Origin of the sequence: Zoogloea sp., assembly GCF_028693495.1 — a bacterium.
Taxonomy (GTDB): domain Bacteria; phylum Pseudomonadota; class Gammaproteobacteria; order Burkholderiales; family Rhodocyclaceae; genus Zoogloea.
On the sequence record NZ_JAQUVG010000034.1, the window covers coordinates 1 to 23,357 of the forward strand.

Genomic DNA, 23,357 nt, shown 5'->3' on the forward strand with positions numbered 1-23,357 from the left:
GCGAGAGGCAGGCGGACATCACCTCCCGGAAAAAGAAGGTGATGCTTTCATTGGGCAACGGTCCCTCGTTGAGGGACTGGATCCGGCGCAGCACCTGGGCTTCCCGCTCCGGTCGGTAGATGTAGCCGTCATCTCCATACTTCGCCTTGATTTCGCCCACCTGCTGGGCGCACCGGGCCCGCTGGTTGAGCAAGGCCAGCATCTGGGCGTCGATGGTGTCAATCTGCTCACGCACCACGCCCAGTTCCTGCAGCATCCCTTGGTTCATGCCCTCTCCTGAAATCCTGTCGCTCACGCCTTGCGCGCCGCAAAATCCTGCATCAGATCCACCAACGCATCGACACCCTCCAGGGTCATCGCGTTGTAGATGGATGCCCGCATTCCGCCCACCGACTTGTGCCCCTTGAGGCCCGACAGGCGTCTCTCGGCAGCCTCAGCCAGAAACCCGGCATCCAGCGCCGGGTTAGCCAGGGTGAAGGGCACATTCATCCGGGAACGGCAGGACCTCTCGACCGGGTTCCGATAGAAGCCGCCACTGGCCTCGATGGCATCGTAAATCCGCTTGGCCTTCGCGCTGTTGGCCTGCTCCATGGCGGCAAGCCCACCCTGCGCCTTGAGATTCTGAAAGATCAGTCCGGCCAGATAGATGCCAAAAGTGGGCGGAGTGTTGAGCATCGACCCATTTTCGGCCATGGTCGCGTAATTCATGACGCTGGGGGTCATGGCGGAGGCCTTGTCCAGGAGGTCCTCCCGGATGATCACGATGACCAGGCCTGCCGGTCCGATATTCTTCTGCGCACCTGCATAGATCAGCCCGTAACGGGACACATCCATCGGACGGGACAGAATGTGGGAGCTCATGTCAGCCACCAGCGGGACGCCCTCCGGCACGTCCGGCAGGTCGAACATCTCGACGCCATGGATGGTCTCGTTGGTGCACACGTGCAGGTAGGCTGCATGGGGGTCCAGCTTCAGCTCGTCGCCCCGGGGCAGGCGGGTGAATGCAGCAGCCTCGGTGGTCGCCGCCAGGCGCACGTCACCAAATCGCTGGGCCTCCTTGTATGCCTTCTTGGACCAGGATCCTGTCACGATGTAGTCGGCAGAGCGCCCGCCGAGGAGATTCATGGGAATCTGGGCAAACTGCAGGGTCGCCCCTCCCTGCAGAAAGAGCACTTTATAATTGCCCGGAATACCCATCAATTCACGCAGGTCGGCCTCCGCCTGCTGGATGACCCCCGTGAAATCCTTGCCCCGGTGGCTCATCTCCATGATGCCCATGCCAGCGCCGTGCCAATCAAGAAGCTCGTCGCGCACCTGTTCGAGAACCTGGGCCGGCAAGGTGGCGGGGCCCGCCGAAAAATTGTGGATCCGCATCATCTGATTCCTATCCAGCCAGCCAGGCTCAGTCCGCCGGCTGCTCGTCGTTGCCAGCCTCTGCATCGCCGGCATCCTGCTCGTCTTCCTCACCTTCGAGGATTTTCTGTACTCCGGACAGGGTACTCCCCTCGTCCACCGAAATCAGGGTCACACCCTGGGTGGCACGACCCATTTCCCGAATTTCAGATACCCGGGTCCGCACCAGCACGCCCCCGGTGGTGATCAGCATGAGCTGATCCTTGTCAGTCACCAGGGTTGCCGCCACCACCCTGCCATTACGGTCAGAAGTCTGGATTGCGATCATGCCCTTGGTGCCCCGGCCATGGCGAGTGTACTCGGCGATCGGAGTCCGCTTGCCAAAACCGTTTTCGGTGGCCGTCAGCACGCTGGGGGTTTCATCTGCAGCCACCAGCATCGCAATGACGGTCTGACCATCCTCCAGCATCATCCCGCGCACCCCACGCGCCTGACGGCCCATGGGACGCACGTCGTTCTCGCTGAAACGCACCGCCTTGCCGGCATCGGAGAACATCATCACGTCGTGCTGGCCATCGGTGATGGCCACACCCACCAGGTAATCCCCTTCATCCAGGCCAACAGCGATGATGCCGGCCTTGCGGGGGTTCGCAAAATCGGTAAGCGGTGTCTTCTTGACCGTCCCCTGGGCCGTGGCCATGAAGATGAAATGGCCTGCGTCGAACTCCTTGACCGGCAGCACTGCGGTGATCTTCTCACCCTCCAGCAGCGGGAACAGATTGACGATCGGCTTGCCGCGGGAATTGCGAGTCCCCTCGGGAACCTCGTACACCTTGAGCCAGTAAAGACGCCCGCGGCTGGAGAAACACAGGATGTGGTCATGGGTGTTGGCCACGAAGAGCTGGTCGACAAAGTCATCGTCCTTGACCGCAGCCGCCTGCTTGCCGCGCCCCCCCCTCTTCTGAGCCCGGTAGTCGGTGAGCGGCTGACGCTTGAAATAGCCGGTGTGGGACAGGGTGACCACCATGTCCTGCGGTGCAATCAGGTCTTCGATATTGATGTCGGCAGTGTTCATCACCACCTCGGAACGCCGTGGATCCCCGAACTGCTGCTTGATCAGCAGCAGCTCATCGCCAATCATCGCCGTGATCCGCTCCGGCCGGGCGAGGATGTCCAGGAGATCGGCGATGGCAGCCATGACATCCCGGTACTCGGCAACGATCTTGTCCTGCTCAAGGCCGGTCAGACGTTGCAAACGCAGCTCGAGAATGGCCTGAGCCTGAGCGTCGGAGAGGCGATAGCCCTGGGCTGACAGACCAAACTCGGGCGCCAGCCCCTCCGGCCGGTAGCTGTCAGCCACCGACCGCGAGAGCATTTCCTCCACCAGTGCGGAACGCCACTGGCGGGCCATCAGGGCCTTCTTGGCCTCCGGTGGAGTGGGCGCAGCCTTGATCAGGGCAATGATCTCGTCCACATTGGACAGAGCGACAGCCAGACCTTCCAGAATGTGACCACGCTCGCGGGCCTTGCGCAGTTCGAAGATGGTCCGCCGGGTCACCACCTCGCGGCGATGAGCGAGAAAACACTCCAGCATCTGGCGCAAGTTGAGGAGACGCGGCCTGCCATCCACCAGCGCCACCATGTTCATGCCGAAGGAATCCTGAAGCTGAGTCTGCTTGAACAGGTTGTTCAAGACCACGTCCGGGACTTCATTGCGCTTGAGCTCGATGACCATCCGCATGCCCGACTTGTCGGACTCATCGCGGATATCGCTGATGCCTTCGATCTTCTTTTCATTAACCAGCTCGGCGATCTTCTCGATCAGGGTCTTCTTGTTCACCTGATAGGGAATCTCATCGACGATGATCGCCTGACGGTCACCCTTGCCGATGTCCTCAAAGTGGGTTCGGGCACGCATGACCACCCGCCCACGCCCCGTACGATAACCTTCATGGACGCCCGCCAGACCGTAAATCAGGCCTGCAGTGGGAAAGTCGGGGGCGGGAATGATCCTGATCAGTTCCTCGATGGAGACATCCGGCTCCTGGAGGAGAAGCATGCACCCATCCACCACCTCACACAGGTTATGGGGAGGAATGTTCGTGGCCATCCCCACCGCAATGCCGCCGGACCCGTTGATCAGCAAATTGGGAATCCGTGCGGGCAGCACCAGAGGCTCTTTTTCGGAGCCATCATAGTTGGGCCCGAAATCGATGGTTTCCTTTTCAATGTCGGCCAGCAGTTCATGACCGATCTTGGCCATCCGGACCTCGGTGTAACGCATCGCGGCGGCGCTATCACCGTCCACCGAACCGAAGTTACCCTGACCATCGACCAGCATGTAGCGCAGGGAAAAGTCCTGGGCCATGCGCACGATGGTGTCGTATACGGACTGATCTCCGTGAGGGTGATACTTACCGATCACATCCCCAACGATACGGGCGGATTTCTTGTAGGCTTTGTTCCAGTCGTTGCCCAACTCGTGCATCGCAAACAACACGCGACGATGCACGGGCTTGAGACCGTCACGCACATCCGGCAGGGCGCGCCCCACGATCACGCTCATGGCGTAATCCAGGTAGGCGTGACGCATCTCTTCTTCGAGACTGATGGGGAGGGTTTCTTTGGCGAACGGGATCATGGCACCGCGAGAATCGACGATTCGTCGAAAAGACGAAAAGCGTGGAGTCTAACACGGGCCACCCCTTCAAGCCCCGCCCGGGATGCACCAGCGCAGGTGCGCACGCTCAGTCCAGCGGATTGTTGCCCATCTTTTCATATGCTCTAATCAGCCCGCGCCAATACTAATATCCAGCCAGTCAGCGGATTTTACGACACACCATGACACCCACCCCGGTCGACCTGCTCATCGAAGCCCGCTGGATCATTCCTGTCGAGCCCTTCGACACCACCCTGGAGCATCACGCGATCGCCGTTCAGGATGGCTACATTAAAGCCATCCTGCCCATCATGACCGCCCGGGAGCACTACACAGCCAGGGAAACGGTCAGCCTGCCGGATCACATCCTCCTGCCAGGACTGGTCAACCTGCACTGCCACGCGGCCATGACCCTGATGCGCGGCCTCGCCGACGACCTGCCCCTGATGCGCTGGCTGCAGGAAGCCATCTGGCCCGCAGAAAGCCAGCACGCCTCCCATGCCTTCGTCCGGGACGGGAGCCTGCTCGCCGCAGCCGAAATGCTCCGCAGCGGAATCACCACCTGCAATGACATGTATTTCTTCCCGGGGGCCACGGCAGAAGCCTTTGACCGCCTGGGACTGCGTGCCGTACTGGGCATGATCGTTATCGACTTCCCCTCCCAGTACGCCTCTGACGCTGACGACTATCTGCGCAAAGGACTCGCCATCCGGGACACCTGGCGAGATCATCCACGCATCGGCTTTGCCCTGGCACCCCACGCACCCTATACCGTCTCCAACCGCAGCTTCGAGCGGATCGGCGCACTCGCCGAAGAACTGGAACTACCGGTTCATGTCCATATTCATGAAACCCTCACCGAAATAACGGACAGCCTGCGCGACCACGGCCTTCGCCCGATCGCCCGCCTGGACGAACTGGGCCTGCTTGGCCCCCACCTGATTGGCGTGCATGGCGTTCACCTGACTCCGGATGACACCCATCGCCTGGCGCGGAACAACTGCTCCATCGCCCACTGCCCCACATCCAACCTCAAGCTCGCCAGCGGCGCTGCCGCCATCCCCCTGCTGCACGAGCAGCAGATCACCGTCGGGCTTGGAACGGATGGTGCCGCGAGCAACAACCGCCTGGATCTGCTCCGTGAAATGCACCAGGCCAGCCTTCTTGCGAAGCTCACGAGTGGCGACGCATCCGCCCTCCCCGCACACCGGGCACTCCGCATGGCCACCCTTGATGGCGCCCAAGCCCTTGGAATGGAATCAAGAATCGGCTCTTTACGCCCCGGCAAGCTGGCCGACATGACCGCCATACGGGTGGACAACCCTGACGACCTCCCGTGCTTCGACCCTGCCTCACACCTTGTCTTCGTACTGGGACGGCATGCAGTCTCGGCCACCTGGGTAGCAGGAGAACTCCGCATGAAGGACGGAAAACTGTTGCAAATATCCAACACGGAACTACTAGCCATTGGCCGCCTATGGCAAAATAAGCTCCGCCAATGAATTGGATATGCTGCCTGAGTCCATGTTCCACTCATGCAGTCAGGAAGAATCTTCCGGTTCCATCCCTTTGCCTTGCGACGAGGAAAACGATGATCAAACAAGCCAAAAAACAATTGCTGATGGCTGCCGCCATGGCCGCCCTCGGTCTGTCCGCCTCCGCCAGCTTCGCCAAAGACGTCGTCGTGGATACGAAAGGCGAAGTGCCTTACGTGATCGACTCCCGTGCTGTCGTCGCCCGCAGTGGTCACGACCTGTGCTGGCGCACGGGCTACTGGACCCCTGCCGCCGCCGCCAACACCCTGGCTGGCGAATTCCCGGTTGGCTGTGAGTGCGACAAGGATGTCGTGCCCCAGGACAAATGCGTGAAGGCTGCCGCGCCTGCCGCAGCCAAGCCCTCCGCACCGGTAGCAGCCGCCCCCGCCCCGGTGTCCGACAAGATCAAGCTGGCTGCTGACGCCCTGTTCGAATTCGACAAGGCCGTTCTGCTGCCTGCCGGTAAAACCAAGCTCGACGACCTGGCCGCCAAGTCCAAGGGCCTGAAGCTGGAAGTCATTCTCGCCGTCGGCCACACTGACCGCATCGGCAGCGATGTCTACAACCAGAAGCTGTCCCAGAAGCGCGCTGCCGCCGTCAAGGATTACCTGGTCGGCAAGGGTGTTGAAGCCAACCGCGTTTACACCGAAGGCAAGGGCGAAAAGCAGCCCATCACCGGCGACAAGTGCAACAACCTCGGCAAGGAAACCGGCAAGAACAAGAAGCTGGTGGAATGCCTCCAGCCGGACCGTCGCGTGGAAATCGAAGTCATCGGCACCAAATAATAACAGCCGAACTTCTGACCCCGTCAGTTTCAAAAAGCCCTGCCCAGCAGGGCTTTTTGTTTTTTCAGGCGTGGCACTTAGCAATACAATTCGCCTTGAATCATTACACCCGACCACACCATGAACGCTGACCCCGCCGAACTTCAGAAATTCAGTGACCTCGCCCATCGCTGGTGGGATCCCGAATCCGAATTCAAACCCCTGCACCAGATCAATCCCTTGCGTCTCGACTGGATCGACAAAACCGTCCATCTTGACGGCAAGAGTGTGGCGGATGTCGGATGCGGCGGAGGAATCCTGGCCGAATCCATGGCCGCCCGGGGTGCGAACGTCACAGGCATCGATCTCTCCGAAAAAGCGCTCGGAGTTGCACGGCTCCATCTGTACGAAAGCGGTCAGAGCGTGAACTACCGGCACATTTCTGCTGAAGACCTTGCCCGGGAGATGCCAGCTCACTTCGACGCAGTCACCTGCATGGAAATGCTCGAGCATGTACCCGATCCTGCCAGCACCATCCGAGCCTGCGCGACCCTGGTCAAACCTGGCGGTACTGTCTTCTTTTCAACCCTCAATCGCAACCTCAAGTCTTACCTGATGGCAGTGGTAGGCGCTGAGTACGTTCTCCAACTGCTACCCAAAGGCACCCATGAGTACGCAAAATTCATCAAACCCTCTGAACTGGCACGCTACGTAAGGAACGCCGGCCTGGACGTGGAAGAGCTGATCGGCATGACCTACAACCCCTTCAGCCAGGAGTACGCCCTGGGTCAAGATACCGACGTAAACTACCTGATGCGAACCTCCAGGCATGGCTGAGGCCGTATTTTTTGACCTGGACGGAACCCTTGCCGACACCGCTCCCGACCTGGCAAACGCCCTCAATCGACTAAAAGCAGAACACGGCCTGCCCCCGAGCCCCTGCGAGATCCTGCGCCCCCAGGTCTCGAATGGGGTACGCGGCATGCTCGCAAGCGGCTTCGGCCTGACACCCGAAGATTCGGCTTACCCGGCTCTGGCCGCACGCTTTCTGGCCTTGTACGAGGAAGCGCTGTGTGTCCGCACCCAACTCTTTCAGGGAATGGACAACCTCCTGGAAGAACTGGACTCCAGAGGCATTGTCTGGGGTGTGGTTACCAACAAATCCGAGCGTCTGGCGCGTCCCATCATTGAAGCTCTGGGCCTGCAGCGCCGCTGTGCCTGCATTGTGGGAGGCGACACGGCGGCACGCCCCAAACCCTACCCCGACCCCCTTCTGCACGCCTGTGATCAGGCAGGCGTCGAAGCCGTGCGCAGCGCGTATGTAGGCGACGATCTCAGGGACATCCAGGCAGGCCAAGCCGCGGGCATGGTCACGATTGCAGCATCCTATGGCTACCAGGGAAGCGGGCGCCCCATCCATGACTGGAAGGCAGACCACATCATCAAGCATCCGACAGAAATTCTGGCACTCCTCTAAAAAACACCTGCCTGACATGCTATTATCCGGAACGTGTTGAGGTTCATTGGTACTAATCAATGATTCAAGACTTGGGGCCGACCTGGCTTCGACGTGGGTTGCAAAGCAGATCAGGGCATGCCGAGGACCAGTCACCTCGTAAATCAACTGGAAAACTACAAACGCCAACGACGAGCGTTTCGCTCTGGCCGCTTAAGGCCTAAGCCACTGCACTGGTTCGTTCCTGGGCCAGATGGGGTCAAACCCAATGCAGTGTCATTTACAGGAACTAGCAAGGGATCGGGTTACTTGGTCCGGCGCGAAACTCTAGGTGACTCGCCTGTGGTCGGCCTGCCGATCGGCTAAACCCCGGGTTAAATCCAAGTAGTTCGGCTAAGCATGTAGAACTGACTGTAGAGGACTTGCGGACGGGGGTTCGATTCCCCCCGGCTCCACCAACATCTAGTCCGGAGCAATCCGGAACAATGCAACAAGAGGCTGAGAAACCTAAGAAAATCAGGGTTCTCAGCCTTTTTTGCGTCCGTCGCTGTCCAAAACGAACCATTGCAAGCCGGTAGCTGTTGGCGGTAACTTAGACGGTAACAAGCACCGTGGAAGCCAAGTTTATGCCCAGGGCATGACCGCATCGCCACGTTCGGGCGGCAAAAGCCTGTCAAGATCGACTTTGACACCTGCGATGATTGATCGGAGGCCGTCAACAAGGACACTATCGACAGGCACATACGTGGTTTCGTAAGCCTGCACGAGCCCCACCAGGGCGTTCAGCCGCTTCCCATCAGGCGTTTCCAGAGCAGGGGCTGAATCTACGAGCGCGGAGACCTCTTTGAGAGCGTCCCGGTATTCTGCCTCCGTGTGAATCTTGTAGATGGTCATGCTGAACGACCTCTCTCAAGCCTTGACGGTGTTCAAGCGCAGCATCAGCGTCATCAGATGCTGCGGTGACTCCTGGAAGCCGTAGTGCTCGTAGAACTGCTTGGCGCTGTCGTAGCCGGCGCGGGCACCGCTGGTGGGGGTCGATTGCAGCGTCCGGCTGTCCAGAATGGCCGCAGAGGGATGGGGTGTGCGCCCATCGGCCAGGCGCAGCAGCATGCGCAAGTCGTGCACGATGGCCTCGAAACAGCCGGCCTTGAACCAGCGCTGCATCTGCTGATGCACGCGCGACCAGGGCGGCAGATCGTTGGGCAGCATCCGCCACGGACAGCCGGTGCGCACGACGTAGCGAAGTGCGTTAAACACTTCGCGTAGATCGTGCCGGCGCTGGCCGGCATCAAGCGGAAACAGAATCAGGTAAGGCGCGACGAAGGCCCATTCTTCGTCGCTGACATCGGTCGGGTAGGGTTTGCGGTCTGCCATAGACCGCGAATCTTAAGGCTAGGGCATGGTTCAGAACAGGCTCTAAGGTCATCGCGTTCTACACATACCAAAAGAGGCTGTTGTCACCATGAAGCTGTAGCCAGAGCTGCGCGCTGAGTTCATGACCGAAGCAGCACGCATTTGTCACCCACCGAGCGCATACTGACTCGTGCCCCACAACCAAGGAGAACATCATGGGATTTTTCAGCAACATTCTTGCCAAGCTCGGTATCGGTAAAGACGATACCACCGTCCCCGCGACACCGACGGTCACCCCTACAGCGACACCAGCAGCACCGACCACCCCAGCCGCGCCCACCCCCATTGAAGTCGTCGATGTGGTGGCGCAACTGGAGCAGCGCGCGGCCACCAACCCGCAAAAGCTGAACTGGCGAACCTCGATTGTCGACCTGCTGAAGCTCCTGGACATAGACAGCAGCCTGACGGCACGCAAGGCGCTTGCCACCGAACTGAATTGCCCTGCCGGGCTTATGGAGGATTCGGCAAAGATGAACATCTGGCTGCACAAGACCGTGCTGGCTCGCATCGCAGCCAACGGTGGCAACGTACCCAAAGAGCTGCTGGACTGAGCCAGCAACATCACCACTCCAGCAAAGGAGCCGTCACATGCAAATCACCGAGATCCTGGCCCAGATGGGCGGTCTCCAATCCATTGCCAAGGAACTGGGCGTCAGCGAAACCCAGATCAGCAGCGCCGCCGAGGCCCTGGCCCCAGCCATCCTGGGAGGTTTCAAGAAACAGGCGCAGTCACAACCGGGAGGTCTCGAAGGTCTGGGCGGATTGCTGGGGCAACTCGGCGGCAGCGGCCTGCTCGACCAGGTGCTGGGCCCACAGCCCACGGACGTGAACCGTGGCAACGATGTCCTCGGACAGATCTTCGGCTCCAAGGATGTGAGCCGTGCGGTGGCGCAGAACGCAGCGTCTCAGTCGGGTCTGGACCCCTCCTTGCTCAAGAAGATGCTGCCGCTGCTGGCCATGCTGGTCACCGGATACATGGCGAAGCAGGCCGGTGGCGGCACGACCACGGCCCAGCACGCGGGCGACAACCTGGGTGGGGCCCTTGGTGGCTTGCTGGGTGGACTGCTCGGTGGAGGCAGCGGTCAGGCCCCGGCATCCGGCGGGCTCGCCTCCATTCTGGATCTGAACGGCGACGGCAACTCGCTCGACGACATCATGGGCATGATCGGCAAAGTGATGCGCTGACGACGCGGGGGAGCGTTCAGGTAGGGGCACCGACTGGATCGCCAGGGTGCGGGTGTCGGCGCACGCGCCACAGCCACCCGCGCCTTGCGTTCTCCCCCGGCAAGCCCGTCCCGCGCCCTGGGCCGGGGCTGGGCGCTCAGCGCACAGTGGATGCTCCGGCAGGAAGGTTTGCCGATGAGGATGTCCGCCATTCATTTGCCCTCCCAAACACTCCAACCGCATAGATGAGACCCGGTATCATTGCGAGCCTCAAGCGATCAATGGAAATGCGGGCATGGCGAAGGACGACAAGACGCGGCGACTGGCCGGGGGCAGCAGATGGATACTGGCGTTGCCGGTTCTGGCTACGGCGCTGTGGTGGTTCTGGCCCAACACCGGAGAGGCCCCTTCTCCCTCTCTGCCTCCTTCTGGAAAATCCGTCCGCCCCGCCCTGTCCGTCAAAGTCACTGCACCCCAGAAGACTCTCTGGCCGCAGACCGTCACCGCCACCGGCTCGGTGATGGCCTGGCAGGAAGCGGTCATCGGGGCAGAAATCGCAAATTACCGGCTGACAGAGGTGAGTGTGGAGGTGGGCGACACAGTCAAGCGGGGCCAGATGCTGGCCCGCATTGCCAGCGATACGGTCGCCAGCGAGCTGGCTGAGGCCCGGGCAGCCCTGGCCGAGCTGGAAGCAAGTGCTGCAGAAGCCCGCAGCAACGCCACCCGGGCACGGGAGCTCCGGGAACAGGGCTTCTACAGTGCCCAACTGACTACCCAGTATCTCACCGCCGAACACGCCGCAGCCGCCCGCCTGGCCGCCGCCAGGGCGCGCCTGGATGCGGTGCAGCTGCGCATGGACAAAACCCGGGTACTGGCACCGGACGATGGGATCATCTCCGCCCTTACGGCATCAGTGGGCTCCCTGACCCAACCCGGACAGGCACTCTTCCGGCTGATCCGGGGCGGACGCCTGGAGTGGCGGGCCGAAGTGACTTCAGCCGATCTTGCCAGCCTGCGCCCGGGACTTCCGGTACGCGTGAGCGGCCCCACGGGAGCGCCGGTGCTGGGCACGGTGCGGCGTGTCTCACCGAGTGTGGACCCGGCCACCCGGAATGGGCTGGTCTATGTGGATCTACCCCCTTCCACCAGCGGGGCGGAGGTCAAGGCGGGCATGTTCGCCCGCGGTGAATTCGAGCTGGGGCGTACGGAAGCCCTGACCCTGCCCCAATCCGCTGTAGTACAAAGAGAAGGCTTCGCCTATGTGTTCCGCCTGGAGACAGACAGCCGTGTGACACAGGTCAAGGTGCTCACCGGTCGCCGGATGGGTGATCGGGTGGAGATTCTGAACGGGCTGCCCGAATCGGCCCAGGTGGTGGTCAGCGGCGGCGGTTTCCTCGCTGACGGGGACCGGGTTCAGGTTGTTCAGGAAACGCCACGATGAACGTTTCCGCCTGGTCCATCCGCAATCCGATTCCGGCAATCCTGCTGTTTCTGCTGCTGACCCTGGCCGGCCTGATGTCCTTCAAGGCCATGAAGATCCAGCAGTTCATGGACATTGAGCTGCCAACCGTGACGGTGACCGCCAGCCTGCCTGGCGCAGCCCCCGCCCAGATGGAAACGGAGGTGGCCCGCAAGATCGAAAACTCCGTTGCGACGCTGCAAGGCATAAAGCATATCTATACCAAGGTCCAGGATGGAACTGCCACGGTCACGGTGGAGTTCCGCCTGGAAAAACCGCCCCAGGAGGCGGTGGACGACGTCCGGGATGCGGTCTCGCGGATCCGTGCCGACCTGCCTGGCGATCTCAAGGACCCGGTGGTGGCCAAGGTTAACCTGGCGGGCGCTCCGATCCTGACCTACACCGTCGCATCGGCCCGGATGGATGACGAGGCCCTCTCCTGGTTCGTGGACAACACGATCAGCAAGGCCCTGCTGTCGGCCCGGGGCGTGGGCGCCGTCGCCCGGGTCGGCGGCGTTTCCCGGGAGATCCAGGTCGAGCTGGATCCGGCCCGGATGCTCGCCCTCAGGGTCACCGCCGCCGATGTGTCACGGCAATTGCGGCAAATCCAGCAGGAAGCCTCTGGCGGACGCAGTGATGTGGGCGGTAACGAACAGTCGGTGCGTACCATCGGCACGGTGGCGAGCGCTGCCGAACTGGCGGGCATGGACATCGTGCTGTCGGACGGACGCCACGTGCGGCTCGATCAGGTGGCCACCATCACCGACACCGTCGCCGAGCAACGCTCGGCCGCCCTCCTCAACGGGAAACCGGTGGTGGGCTTCGAGATCACCCGCAGCCGGGGCGCTGGCGAGGTGGAGGTCGCCGAAGCCGTGGGCAGAGTGCTGCAGCGACTCCAGGCCGAGCACCCGGACATCGAGATCACCGAGGCCTTCAATTTCGTCGACCCGGTCATCGAGAATTACGAGGGCTCGATGAAGCTGCTGCTGGAGGGTGCCGTGCTCGCCGTGCTGGTGGTCTGGCTGTTCCTGCGGGACGGCAGGGCAACCTTCGTCGCCGCAGCAGCGCTGCCCCTGTCCGCCATTCCCACCTTCGCCGTGATCTACCTGATGGGCTTCACCCTCAACGTGGTCACCCTGCTGTCCATGTCCCTGGTAGTAGGCATCCTGGTGGACGACGCCATCGTCGAGATCGAGAACATCATGCGCCACCTGCGCATGGGCAAGACACCTTACCAGGCCGCCATGGAGGCTGCCGACGAGATCGGCCTGGCGGTGATCGCCACCACCTTCACCTTGATCGCCGTCTTCCTGCCCACCGCCTTCATGAGCGGAGTCGCCGGCAAGTTCTTCGTGCAGTTCGGGTGGACCGCCGCCATTGCGGTTCTTTTCTCGCTGGTGGTGGCGCGGATGCTGACTCCGATGATGGCCGCATACCTGCTGCGTCCGGTGGCCATCCATCCGACCCCCCGCTGGCTCTCGATATACGAACGCTGGGCCGCCTGGTGCCTGCACCATCGCCTGCTGACGATGCTGGGCGCCGCCATCTTTTTCTTCGGATCCTTCACCCTGGTCCCCCTGCTGCCCAAGGGCTTCCTGCCCCCTGACGATCTCTCCCAGACCCAGATTCACCTGGCCCTTCCACCCGGAGCCGCTTTCCACGACACCCTGGCAGCCGCTGAGCAGGCCCGTCACATTGCCGCAGCCCATCCCCACGTAAAGCTGATCTACACCGCCGTGGGTGGCGGCAAGGCGGGCAGCGACCCCTTCGCCCCCAGCGGTGCCGCTGAGGTCCGCAAGGCCACCCTGACCCTCAACCTCACCCTCCGCCAGGATCGGCCCGGCTTGACCAAACAGGATATCGAAGGAGAATTGCGACAGGCGCTGACCACCCTCCCGGGCGTTCAGGTCAAGGTTGGCCTGGGGGCTGCCAATGAAAAATACATTCTGGTGCTCGCCAGTGAAGATGGCCCCGTCCTGGCCGATCACGCCCGCCGGGTGGAGCGGGAGCTGCGGGGAATTCCCGGCATCGGGAACGTCACCACAACAGCCAGCCTGGTACGCCCCGAACTGGTCATTCGCCCGGACTTCGCCCGCATGGCAGATCAGGGGGTCACCTCGGCCGCAATTGCCGACACCCTGCGCATCGCCACCGCCGGGGACTATGAGCAGAACCTGGCCAAGCTCAACCTCACCCAGCGTCAGGTTCCCATTGTCGTCAAGCTGCCCCCCGAAGCCCGTACCGACCTGGCGCTCCTGCGCCAGCTCAGCGTGCCTGGCCGCCATGGACCGGTGATGCTCGCCAATATCGCCCAGATCTCCATCGAAGGGGGGCCGGCCGAGATCGACCGCTACGACCGGCTGCGCAACATCAACTTCGAGATCGAGCTGAATGGGCAGCCCCTGGGCGAAGTGGAAGCCGCCGCCCTCGCCCTGCCCAGCCTGCAGAACCTGCCCCCCGGCGTGATCCAGACCACCGTCGGCGACGCCGAGGCCATGGGCGAGCTGTTCGGCAGCTTCGCCCTGGCCATGGCTACGGGAGTCCTGTGCATTTACGTGGTGCTGGTGCTGCTCTTCAAGGACTTTGTCCAGCCCGTGACCATCCTGGCGGCACTGGTGCTGTCGGTACCCGGCGCCTTCCTGGCCCTGTTCGTGACCCAGAAAGCCCTCTCCATGCCCTCGATGATCGGTCTGATCATGCTGATGGGGATCGCCACCAAAAACTCCATCCTGCTCATCGACTACGTGATTCTGGCCCGTCGGGAGCACGGACTGGACCGCTGGAGCGCCCTGATCGACGCCTGCCGCAAGCGGGCCCGCCCGATCATCATGACCACCGTGGCGATGGGGGCCGGCATGATGCCCATCGCCCTGGGGATTGGCGTGGACCCCAGCTTCCGGGCCCCGATGGCGATCGTCGTGATCGGCGGGCTGATCACCTCCACCTTCCTGAGCCTGCTGGTGATCCCCGTACTTTTCAGTTACGTGGATGACCTGATCATCACGCTACGGCGGAAGGCCTGACGGGCAACCGATGCCCATCGGGGGGCACGGTCCGTGAATCGGACGAAGCACTCTTGATCACCGTCTGAAAATAAAAGCGGCACGTCTGCCTGTGCGCAGACGTGCCGCTTTTGCGGGAAACGCGACCTGAGCGGCGCGCTTGCCGGATTACTTGCTGTTGTGCAGCTTGAATACCCACACGGAACCGCCCTGCTCCAGGAAGTTCACGCGACGGGCCACATCACCGCCCCACAGGGGAACCGCGCCGCCCCAGCCGGACACCACAGCCACGTACTGCTCTCCGCCCTCCATCCAGGTCACCGGGGGAGCCACCACGCCGGAGCCGGTCTGGAAGGACCAGACTTCCTTGCCGGTCTTGGCATCCAGCGCCTTCAGGTAGCCCTCGGGGGTACCGTAGAAGGTCAGGTTGCCACCAGTGGTCAGCACGCCGCCCCACAAGGGTGCAAAGTTCTTGTTTTCCCAGACGATCTTGCCGGTAACGGGGTCGACCGCACGGAGGGATCCGATGTGGTCGTCGTGCAGGGCCTTGATGGTGAAACCTGCCCCAAGATAGGCTGCGCCACGCTTGTAGGAGATGGGCTCGTTCCAGATGTCCATGCCCCACTCATTGGCGGGCACGTAGAACAGACCGGTCTTCGGGCTGTAAGCGATCTGTTGCTGGTTCTTGCCACCCAGGAAGGACGGAGCGGCAAAGACGCTCTTGCCCTTCTTGCCGTCGGCGCCGGCAGCCGGATCGCCCGGACGGTTGTCATCCACATAGTTGGGACGACCGGTAGCCAGATCAAAACCGGTGGCCCAGGTGATCTGCTTGACGAACGGGAAGATGTTCAGCGGCTTGCCGTTGGTCCGGTCGAGGACGAAGAAGAAACCATTGCGGTCTGCCTTGCCCCCCGCCTTGATGATCTTGCCGGTTTTCGGATCCTTGTAATCGAAGGAGACGAATTCGTTCACACCGTCAAAATCCCAACCATCGTGGGGGGTGGTCTGGTAATGCCAGACGATCTTGCCGGTTTCCGGCTCCAGGGCCACCGTGGCAGAGGAGAACAGGTTGTCACCAGGGCGCAGATGGCTGTTCCAGGGAGACGGATTGCCGGTACCTGCAAAAATCAGGTTGGTCTCCGGATCGTAGGTGGCACCGTTCCAGGTGGCGGCCCCGCCGGTCTTCCACAGATCACCGCTCCAGGTAGCGTTGGTGGTGCCGGAGATGCCGTTTTCAACTTTCTCGCCGTTGACCCACTTGTAGCCCATGTGACCTTCCACGGTCGGGCGCATCCACACCATCTTGCCGGTCTTCGCATCGCGGGCCTCCATCCGGCCCTGCACGCCGAACTCGCCGCCGGAGACACCGGTGATGACCATGCCCTTGACGATCAGCGGGGCTGCCGTGGCCGAGTAGCCAGCGGCGTAGTCGTCAATCTTGTCTTTCCACACCACTTTGCCGGTGTCCTTGTTCAGGGCCACGAGCTGGGCATCGAGGGTAGCGAAGATCACCAGATCGCCATACAGGGCCGCACCGCGGTTGACCACGTCACAACAGGGCATGATGCCTTCGGGCAGCCGGTGCTCGTACTTCCACAGCTTCTTGCCGGTCTTGGCGTCCAGGGCAAAGATGCGGCTGTAGGAAGCCGTCACGAACATCTTGCCATCGTGAATCAGGGGCTGGGATTCCTGACCACGCTGCTTTTCACCGCCGAAGGAGAAGGACCAGACCGGCACCAGGTTCTTGACGGTCTTGGTGTTGATCGTATCCAGCGCACTGTAACGCTGCCCCTGCTGGCCCAGGCCAAAATGGACGACATCACCGGTGGTGAGTGCGTCATTGGCAATATCGGCGTCAGTCACGCCCTTCGCCTGGGCAGTCCCGGCAATCATCAGGGCGGCTGCGATTGCAGAAACCGCGAACGATTTTTTCATTGTTTTGCTCCTTTGGATCATTGAGTGTCTCCTGCGAGAGAGAGTGCTTAAGCACGCTCCGGGACAGCCACCTCCCGGCCCAACCGAAGCGTGCAGCACTCCCGGTCCGCAAGAGGTGTGCCACCGGAAGCAGCAAAAACAACAAAAAAATCGTGGTCAGGAAAATTTCCCGGCAACAAAGGGGATTCCGCCCGCCTCCCCTGTCCCTACGTGCCCGCACACCAGGCATTTGGCTGCCTCCAGGGTCGCAGCGCTGCTTCATTCCTCATCAGCTGCTCCAGCCTGGAGCAGCCCGAAGCAGGACAGGACACACTCCACCCCGTCCATTCTGACAAAAGGCCTGCAAACCGGGGCTTCGTGGTGCTGGACAGGTTTGGCACAGCTCTTGCCAAGTGATTCCCATGATCAGAGCAGGCCGCCGTTGAGCAGGCCGCCACAAGGAGACAAGATGAAGATGTTTCGCACCCTCGCTGCGCTTGCCATGCTGCTCGCCGGGAACCTCGCCCTCGGTGCCCCGAAGGCAAAACCAGCCGGCGACCCTCTCGATTCGCCCCGCTGGACGGACATGCGCAAGGAGATGTTTCCCGCCAAGGCCCGGGTGGTCTTCGACGACCGGGTCAAGGTGACAGCGCCCCTCACTGCCGAAAATCCGATGAACGTGCCGGTCAGCGTGGATGCAAGTGCCCTCACTGATGTGCGTGAGGTGCTGGTCTTCGCAGACTTCAACCCCATCGTCCGGATCGTCCGCTTCGAACCCCAGGGCGCACACCCGGGCCTGGGCTTCCGGATCAAGCTCCAGCAATCCACCCCGGTACGGGCAGCGGTCAGGACCGGTGACGGCACCTGGCGCATCGGTGGCACCTGGGTGAATACCACCGGGGGCGGTTGCACCCTGCCCTCCGCCGGCAGCAGCTCCCCCGAGTGGCAGAAGCGTCTTGGCGAGGTGAGCAGCAGGGTCTGGGAACGCAAGGAGGGAGGTGAACGGATCCGCCTGCGCGTCATCCATCCCATCGACACCGGCCTCGCACCCGGCATCCCCGCGTTCTTCCTCCAGGAGTTGAACCTGGCTGACCAGACCGGAAGGCCCCTGATGCACGTGGAAGGATATGAACCCCTGGCCGAGAACCCGGTGTTTACCCTCGACATCCCCGCTGAGCGCGCATCCGCAGCCTATCGGGTGAGTGGACGGGACAATAACGGCAACACCCTCTCCGCAGAGGTGGACAAATGAAGAACGCACCTGCCCTGCTCTCCCACGGCACCCGCAGCCTGATCGCGCTGCTGGCCCTGGGCTGGACCCTGCTGCTCGGCGCCGCCGACCAGGACTACGGCCTCGCCCCGCAGCCCATCGCCGACAACACCTGGGTGCTGGTGGGGCGCAGCGAGGATTTCAGCTTCACCAACGGCGGCAACATTGTGAACGCGGCCTTCATCGTGACCCGGGACGGGGTGGTGGTGATCGACAGCGGCCCTTCCCTGGCATACGGCCAGCAGCTACGCCGGGCCATTGCCCGGATCACCGACCAGCCGGTCAAGTGGGTCATCAACACCCATCACCACCCGGACCACTTCCTCGGCAATCAGGCCTTTGACGCCGCCACGCTGGCCGCATTGCCGGGCACCATCAAGGGGATCCAGAGCGAAGGCGGGGCCTTCAATGAAAACATGTTCCGTCTCGCCGGCGACTGGATGGCGGGTACCGAACCGGTGGCTCCAGGCCGTGCGCTCGCTGCCGGCCCCCTGGAGATCGGCGGGCATCACCTCGAGCTGATCGCCCTGGACGGTCACACGGAGGCCGACCTGGTCATCCTGGACAGGACGACAGGCGTACTGTTTGCCGGAGATCTGGTCTTCCATGACCGGGCTCCCACCACGCCCCACGCGGACATTGCCCGCTGGCAGGCCAGCCTCTCTCAACTGGGAAAGCTCTCCTTCAAGACCCTCGTCCCTGGCCACGGCCCGGTCAGCGCCGGTCCGGCACCGATCCGCCAGACCAGTGCCTGGCTTGCCTGGCTCGACAACACCCTGCGACAGGCCGCCGACAACGGCCTGGACATGACCGAAGTGCTGGCCCTGCCCATGGCGCCCGAGTTCCGCAAGCTGGCAATCTCCCAAGCGGAATACCATCGCTCCGTGGGACACCTTTACCCCGCTTACGAGCTCAAGGCCCTGAGCGGCGGGCGCCGGGGGAAATGAGCCTGGCCATGGTGCTGAGTCTTCCTCCCCTCCTCAGTGAATCCCCCCGGCGGCTGCCCCGGCCCTTGCTCTGGGCCCTCAGCACATCCGTGGGGCTCCACGGACTGGCCTTGCTGTGGCAGTCACAGGCACCCGCGGCCCCCTTCCCGGACGCGGCACAGACGACCCTCCGGGTGATGCTGCTGACCCAGCAAGAACAACCGGCACTGCAGCCTCCCAACCCGGCGGCGACATCCTCTGTGCGCCCTGGCACAGCGGTGGCTCCCATGCCCGGGCGTGAGCCTCCTCGAGCCCGGACGATGATGACCCGCACCCAATCCGATGCGCAGACCACCGCCATCCGGCCCACTGCGCCCACCATTGCCGCAACGCCCTCCCCGGAAGCCGCTCCGCCCCCGGCTGCAGGGCAAGCCCCTACGTCCCCGCTTGTCGCGCAAGCTCCCGCCCGCCCAGAAACCGTCCCCGACACCCCCCGGGCTGAAGAGGCTCCTGACCCTGCCCTGCTGGAACGCTACGGGCGGAGTCTCTCCAAGCTCCTGGCCCTCCATCAGCAATACCCCCGGCTGGCCGCCCTTCGCGGCTGGGAGGGAGAGGTGCAGCTGCGCCTGACCATTGCCCGCAAAGGCAACATCATCGCCACCCAGGTCATGCGCTCGAGCGGATACGAGGTGCTCGACCAGAGCGCCATCCAGCTCGTCGCCAGTGCCGGCCCCCTCCCTCGCCCCCCGGAAGCCCTGCAAAACCGGGAACTGCAAATCATCGTGCCCGTGTTCTTCAAGCTGGAGAAGGCCAGTTGAGCGCCGGCCTCCCCACCCTGACCCACGACCAGGGCGGCCGGTCCCTGCGCTTGCGGGTCAGCCTGGTTCTGACAACCCTGGCCGCCGTGCTGGTGTGCTCCAGCGCCCTGCTGTGGCTGAGGGATGCACGTACCGCCATCACCGAAGAGGTCATCGCAGCCCACCGGGTGGCGGCCCAATGGCTGAACGTCTCGGCCCAAGGCACCGCTGCAGGGGATCCGGCCTGGACCGAAGAGCGCCTCATCGCCCACCTGGGCGCCGTGGGCCGCATCCGCGCCCATCACCTGGAAGCCCGGGACCCACACGGACGACTGCTCTACCGCTCCCCCCCAAGCGCCTACAAGGCTGGCCGCCAGGCACCGGACTGGTTTGCCGGGTGGCTGGAGCCAGGCATCCCCTCCCTCACCTTCCATGCGGGGAAGCTCACCCTGGTGCTGGCACCTGATCCCTCCCGTGCCATTCTGGATCTGTGGGACGACCTCAACGCCGCGGCTGGCCGCGCCCTGCTGGCCCTGACCGGCCTGTTCGCCGGCTGCTGGTTCGCCATCGGCAGGGCACTGGCGCCCTTGGGCAGCGTGATGGCAGCGCTGGATCGTACCGGCCAGGGGTGTTTCGATACCCGTCTGCCGGAAAACGGTCCCCCCGAGCTGGCCCGCGTCGCGGCCGCCTTCAACGGCATGGCCATCCGCCTGACCCAGGCAGTGGCCGACAACGCCCGGCTGGCTCAGGACCAGGCCATCGCACGCACCATCACCGAGCGCCTGGAAGCAGATCGCCAGGCCATCGCCCGGGACCTCCACGACGAGCTGGGCCAGAGCATCACTGCTGTCGCGGCCCTGGCAGGCGCCATCGTTCAGCGCACCGCCGATAACCCGGCCCTTCGCCACAGCGCCGAAGTGATCCGGGACGTGGCATCGCGCATGCAAGGGGACGTCCGGGCCCTGCTGACCCGCCTTCACCCTCCCGCCCGCAATCGGGAGGACACCCTGGACGACGCGGTGCGCAGCTACCTGAATACCTGGAACCAGCGCCACCCCGACATCACGCTCCAGACGGAACTGTTCGCCGGACCGCAACCCCTGCCCGATGAGCTGACCCTGACCACCCTGCGGATCGTCCAGGAGTCCTGCACCAACGTGATCCGCCACGCCCAGGCGAGCAAACTGCAGGTCCGGCTCCTCCGGGAAGGGGGAGCCCTCGACATCGAGATCACCGATAACGGACGCGGCCTCCAGCCCACGCCGGGCCAGGCCGGATTCGGGCTGGCCGGAATGCGGGAGCGGGTCACCGCACTGGCAGGCAGGCTGGAAATCAGCAGCCCGGTCTGGGGCGGTACCCGGATCCACGCCCGCATGCCCATCACGATCCCCGCACCGGAGACCGAGCCATCATGACATCCTCTCTCGCCCACCTGACCCTTGTTCTCGCCGACGACCACGCCATCGTGCGCATGGGCTTCCGACTCCTGCTCGAAGGGGTGGGCGCCCGGGTGATCGCCGAAGCCGACAGCGGAGAAGCCGCGCAGCAATTGATGGGCCAGCTTGATCCGGACGTATTGATGATGGACCTGTCGATGCCCGGCTGCGGCGGCCTGGCCGCCCTGGAACGGATCATGGCGAGGAAACCCGCCCAGAAGGTCCTGATCGCCTCGGCTCACGGCGACGCGATCACTGCCGAACGGGCCCTCAAGGCTGGGGCTGCCGGCTATCTGTGCAAGCGCAGTCCGCCGGACGAACTCCTCCGGGCAGTGGGTCTGGTGGCGGCAGGCCAGCGCTACATCGATCCGGAAGTGATCAGCGCCCTCCAGCGCGCCGACCGACCGGAGCACCCGGCCGAAGCCCTCACCGACAAGGAGTTCAACGTCTTCCTGCAACTGGCTCAGGGCCGCTCGGTGGTCGAGGTGGCCGAGAGCTTTCACCTCAGCCCCAACACCATAGGCACGCACCTCTATCACATCAAGCAGAAACTGGGCATCCAGAACATGGCCGAACTGGCCATGACCGCCGTGCGCTCGGGCCTGATCGAAGTCTGAGGCCAGCCGTCGAGGCACGCTAGAGCATGTCCCAGATCAATCTGCCGATCAGCAGCAACACCACGACCAGGAAAGCCTTGCGGACGAAGCCTGCCCCCCTGTGCAGGGCCAGCCAGGTCCCCACCCAGGCACCCACCAGGTTACAGACGCCCATGACCAGGCCGATCTTCCACAGCAAGGGAGCGTAGCCGGCAAAGAAGGCGATGGCCGAGGCATTGGTGGCCACATTGAGAAGCTTGGCGCTGGCGGACGCCTGCAGGAAATCCATGCCGAACAGGCGTACGAAACCGAACATCAGGAAGCTGCCTGTGCCGGGGCCGAAGAAGCCGTCATAGACCCCGATCAGGCCGCCGAAGAGCATTGCCTTCCAGCGGTCGGATGGTTGTAACGCCCGGGTCACCGTCTGTCCGAAATCCTTGCGGCGGAAGGTATAGATGGCCACAGCCAGCATCACCACCACCACCAGGGGACGCATGGCCTCCCGGGGCAGCCAGACCACGATCGCGGCCCCCACCCAGGCCCCTCCCAGCGCCGCCAGCGCCGCCGGCAGCACCACAAACCAGGGGAGCGTCACCGCCCGGGCGTAGCGCCACAGGGCCGCGCTGGTACCGGCAATGCTGGAGAGCTTGTTGGTGCCGAACAGGGTGGGAATGGCCACCTGGGGAAAATGGTTCAGCAGGGCCGGGATCTGGATCAGGCCGCCGCCACCGACCACCGCATCCACCATCCCGGCAAAGAAGGCAATGGCCCCCAGAAAGAGAAAATCGAACATAGCGGCCGCAAGGATAGACCCAGCCTATCCAGACCGGGCAAAGGCAACCTTCTTGAGGACTGGGAGGGATCGGCAATCTCAGGCTGCAGGAGGCGGCTCGAACGCAAGAGAAAGGAACCGCCGGACACTCACAAGAGCCGGAAGCGCGCGCGCCCACTCATCCAGCTCTTTCCACCTGGCCTGCCCTTCAAGCACGGGGCAAGGCAAGATCGCTCCGGCGACATGCCTCCCTCCCGGGAGCACCATAACAATGGGCCGCTCGCGCGGCCCGTCGGAAATACCCGGAGCAGCAGCCGGTCAGCGCTTGGGCACCATGATCTCGGCTTCACCTTCGAGCACCACCTTGCCCTTCACCGTGCACACGGTGTCGAACTTGGCCTTGCGCTTTTCCGGAGTGAGCTCCTTGATGGTGCAGCGCACGGTGACCGTATCACCGATCTTGACCGGAGCCTTGAACTTCAAGGTCTGGGACAGATAGATGCAGCCCGGGCCAGGCAACTTCATGCCGAACACGGTGGAGATGAAACCCGCCGACAGCATGCCGTGGGCAATCCGGCCGCCGAACATGGTGGACTCGGCCAGTTCCTGGTTGATATGCACCGGATTGAAATCACCGGTCACCCCGGCGAAAGCCAGGATGTCCGCCTCGGTGACGGTGCGGGCATAGACGGCACTCTGGCCGAGGGAGAGTTCTTCGTATTGATAGCCGTAGTACTCGTCAAAATTCTGCTGATCGCTCATATCTGTTCCCTTCTGCTTCACTTGCTCTGGTTGTTGTCTGCTTATCACTGGAACGCGCTGCCGGACACCCTGACTCCGT

At 63.0% G+C, this 23,357-nt stretch carries 20 protein-coding genes, 1 other RNA gene and 1 pseudogene; 14 read left to right on the plus strand and 8 right to left on the minus strand.

From position 1 onward, the window contains the following. The 3 genes from pheA to gyrA all read right to left on the minus strand — a co-directional run. On the minus strand, positions 1 to 268 hold a 268-nt coding region (gene pheA / locus PHD22_RS07510; protein WP_299864507.1), incomplete at its 3' end, for a chorismate mutase. Positions 269 to 291: 23 nt separating this feature from the next. Next, positions 292 to 1,377 (minus strand): 3-phosphoserine/phosphohydroxythreonine transaminase, encoded by a 1,086-nt coding sequence (gene serC, locus PHD22_RS07515; protein WP_299864510.1) that lies wholly within the window; start codon positions 1,375 to 1,377, stop codon positions 292 to 294. A gap of 25 nt (positions 1,378 to 1,402) precedes the next feature. Further along, a complete protein-coding gene (gene gyrA, locus PHD22_RS07520) occupies positions 1,403 to 3,994 on the minus strand; it encodes a DNA gyrase subunit A (protein ID WP_299864513.1) in 2,592 nt (863 codons plus the stop codon). Between the two features lie 200 nt (positions 3,995 to 4,194). Between gyrA and PHD22_RS07525 the strand changes: the two genes are divergently transcribed. From PHD22_RS07525 to ssrA, 5 genes are all read left to right on the plus strand, one after another. Then, on the plus strand, positions 4,195 to 5,514 hold the full coding sequence (locus tag PHD22_RS07525) for a TRZ/ATZ family hydrolase (RefSeq protein WP_299864516.1): 1,320 nt from the start codon (positions 4,195 to 4,197) through the stop codon (positions 5,512 to 5,514). Between the two features lie 89 nt (positions 5,515 to 5,603). Beyond that, a complete protein-coding gene (locus PHD22_RS07530; RefSeq protein WP_299864519.1) occupies positions 5,604 to 6,332 on the plus strand; it encodes an OmpA family protein in 729 nt (242 codons plus the stop codon). A gap of 120 nt (positions 6,333 to 6,452) precedes the next feature. Beyond that, a complete protein-coding gene (gene ubiG, locus PHD22_RS07535; RefSeq protein ID WP_299864523.1) occupies positions 6,453 to 7,148 on the plus strand; it encodes a bifunctional 2-polyprenyl-6-hydroxyphenol methylase/3-demethylubiquinol 3-O-methyltransferase UbiG in 696 nt (231 codons plus the stop codon). Next, positions 7,141 to 7,788, plus strand: a complete 648-nt coding sequence (gene gph / locus PHD22_RS07540; RefSeq protein ID WP_299864528.1) for a phosphoglycolate phosphatase — start codon at positions 7,141 to 7,143, stop codon at positions 7,786 to 7,788. Before ubiG ends, gph begins: the two co-directional genes overlap by 8 nt. A 73-nt stretch (positions 7,789 to 7,861) precedes the next feature. Next, positions 7,862 to 8,225: a transfer-messenger RNA gene (gene ssrA, locus PHD22_RS07545) on the plus strand. A 166-nt stretch (positions 8,226 to 8,391) separates the two neighbouring features. Here ssrA and PHD22_RS07550 read toward each other — a convergent pair. Together PHD22_RS07550 and PHD22_RS07555 are read right to left on the minus strand one after the other, a co-directional pair. Continuing rightward, positions 8,392 to 8,661 carry a hypothetical protein gene (locus PHD22_RS07550; RefSeq protein WP_299864530.1) on the minus strand — a complete coding sequence of 90 codons (270 nt, stop codon included), beginning with the start codon at positions 8,659 to 8,661 and terminating at the stop codon, positions 8,392 to 8,394. Between the two features lie 96 nt (positions 8,662 to 8,757). After that, positions 8,758 to 9,141, minus strand: a pseudogene (locus tag PHD22_RS07555) (transposase); the annotation flags it as partial. Positions 9,142 to 9,335: 194 nt separating this feature from the next. Between PHD22_RS07555 and PHD22_RS07560 the strand changes: the two are divergent. The 4 genes from PHD22_RS07560 (at position 9,336) to PHD22_RS07575 (ending at position 14,826) form a co-directional block, all read left to right on the plus strand. Further along, positions 9,336 to 9,731, plus strand: coding sequence for a DUF3597 domain-containing protein (locus tag PHD22_RS07560; RefSeq protein ID WP_299864534.1), 396 nt, complete (start codon positions 9,336 to 9,338; stop codon positions 9,729 to 9,731). 37 nt (positions 9,732 to 9,768) lie between these two features. Then, positions 9,769 to 10,365, plus strand: coding sequence for a DUF937 domain-containing protein (locus PHD22_RS07565; RefSeq protein ID WP_299864537.1), 597 nt, complete (start codon positions 9,769 to 9,771; stop codon positions 10,363 to 10,365). 274 nt (positions 10,366 to 10,639) lie between these two features. Further along, the gene (locus PHD22_RS07570; RefSeq protein WP_299864540.1) at positions 10,640 to 11,785 is read left to right on the plus strand and encodes an efflux RND transporter periplasmic adaptor subunit; all 1,146 of its coding nucleotides are present in this window, start codon (positions 10,640 to 10,642) and stop codon (positions 11,783 to 11,785) included. Then, the gene (locus PHD22_RS07575) at positions 11,782 to 14,826 is read left to right on the plus strand and encodes an efflux RND transporter permease subunit (RefSeq protein ID WP_299864543.1); all 3,045 of its coding nucleotides are present in this window, start codon (positions 11,782 to 11,784) and stop codon (positions 14,824 to 14,826) included. The genes PHD22_RS07570 and PHD22_RS07575 overlap by 4 nt, the downstream gene beginning before the upstream one ends. A gap of 147 nt (positions 14,827 to 14,973) precedes the next feature. Here PHD22_RS07575 and PHD22_RS07580 read toward each other — a convergent pair whose 3' ends face one another. After that, positions 14,974 to 16,761 carry a PQQ-dependent methanol/ethanol family dehydrogenase gene (locus tag PHD22_RS07580; protein WP_299864546.1) on the minus strand — a complete coding sequence of 596 codons (1,788 nt, stop codon included), beginning with the start codon at positions 16,759 to 16,761 and terminating at the stop codon, positions 14,974 to 14,976. Positions 16,762 to 17,188: 427 nt separating this feature from the next. On the opposite strand from PHD22_RS07580, the gene PHD22_RS07585 reads away from it, so the two are divergent. The 5 genes from PHD22_RS07585 to PHD22_RS07605 are packed head-to-tail and all read left to right on the plus strand — an operon-like array spanning position 17,189 to position 21,765. Continuing rightward, on the plus strand, positions 17,189 to 17,971 hold the full coding sequence (locus PHD22_RS07585; RefSeq protein ID WP_299864549.1) for a quinoprotein dehydrogenase-associated SoxYZ-like carrier: 783 nt from the start codon (positions 17,189 to 17,191) through the stop codon (positions 17,969 to 17,971). After that, the gene (locus tag PHD22_RS07590; RefSeq protein WP_299864552.1) at positions 17,968 to 18,936 is read left to right on the plus strand and encodes a quinoprotein relay system zinc metallohydrolase 1; all 969 of its coding nucleotides are present in this window, start codon (positions 17,968 to 17,970) and stop codon (positions 18,934 to 18,936) included. Before PHD22_RS07585 ends, PHD22_RS07590 begins: the two co-directional genes overlap by 4 nt. An 8-nt stretch (positions 18,937 to 18,944) precedes the next feature. Then, positions 18,945 to 19,733: an energy transducer TonB gene (locus PHD22_RS07595; RefSeq protein ID WP_299864555.1), complete on the plus strand. Its 789-nt coding sequence runs from the start codon at positions 18,945 to 18,947 to the stop codon at positions 19,731 to 19,733. Further along, complete coding sequence (locus PHD22_RS07600; protein ID WP_299864558.1) at positions 19,730 to 21,127, plus strand: histidine kinase; 1,398 nt, start codon at positions 19,730 to 19,732, stop codon at positions 21,125 to 21,127. Before PHD22_RS07595 ends, PHD22_RS07600 begins: the two co-directional genes overlap by 4 nt. Then, on the plus strand, positions 21,124 to 21,765 hold the full coding sequence (locus tag PHD22_RS07605) for a response regulator transcription factor (protein ID WP_299864561.1): 642 nt from the start codon (positions 21,124 to 21,126) through the stop codon (positions 21,763 to 21,765). The genes PHD22_RS07600 and PHD22_RS07605 overlap by 4 nt, the downstream gene beginning before the upstream one ends. A gap of 19 nt (positions 21,766 to 21,784) precedes the next feature. On the opposite strand, the gene PHD22_RS07610 is transcribed toward PHD22_RS07605, so the two are convergent. Then, positions 21,785 to 22,537 carry a sulfite exporter TauE/SafE family protein gene (locus PHD22_RS07610; protein WP_299864564.1) on the minus strand — a complete coding sequence of 251 codons (753 nt, stop codon included), beginning with the start codon at positions 22,535 to 22,537 and terminating at the stop codon, positions 21,785 to 21,787. Between the two features lie 297 nt (positions 22,538 to 22,834). After that, positions 22,835 to 23,278 carry a MaoC family dehydratase gene (locus tag PHD22_RS07615; RefSeq protein WP_299864567.1) on the minus strand — a complete coding sequence of 148 codons (444 nt, stop codon included), beginning with the start codon at positions 23,276 to 23,278 and terminating at the stop codon, positions 22,835 to 22,837. Between the last annotated feature and the right edge of the window lie 79 nt (positions 23,279 to 23,357).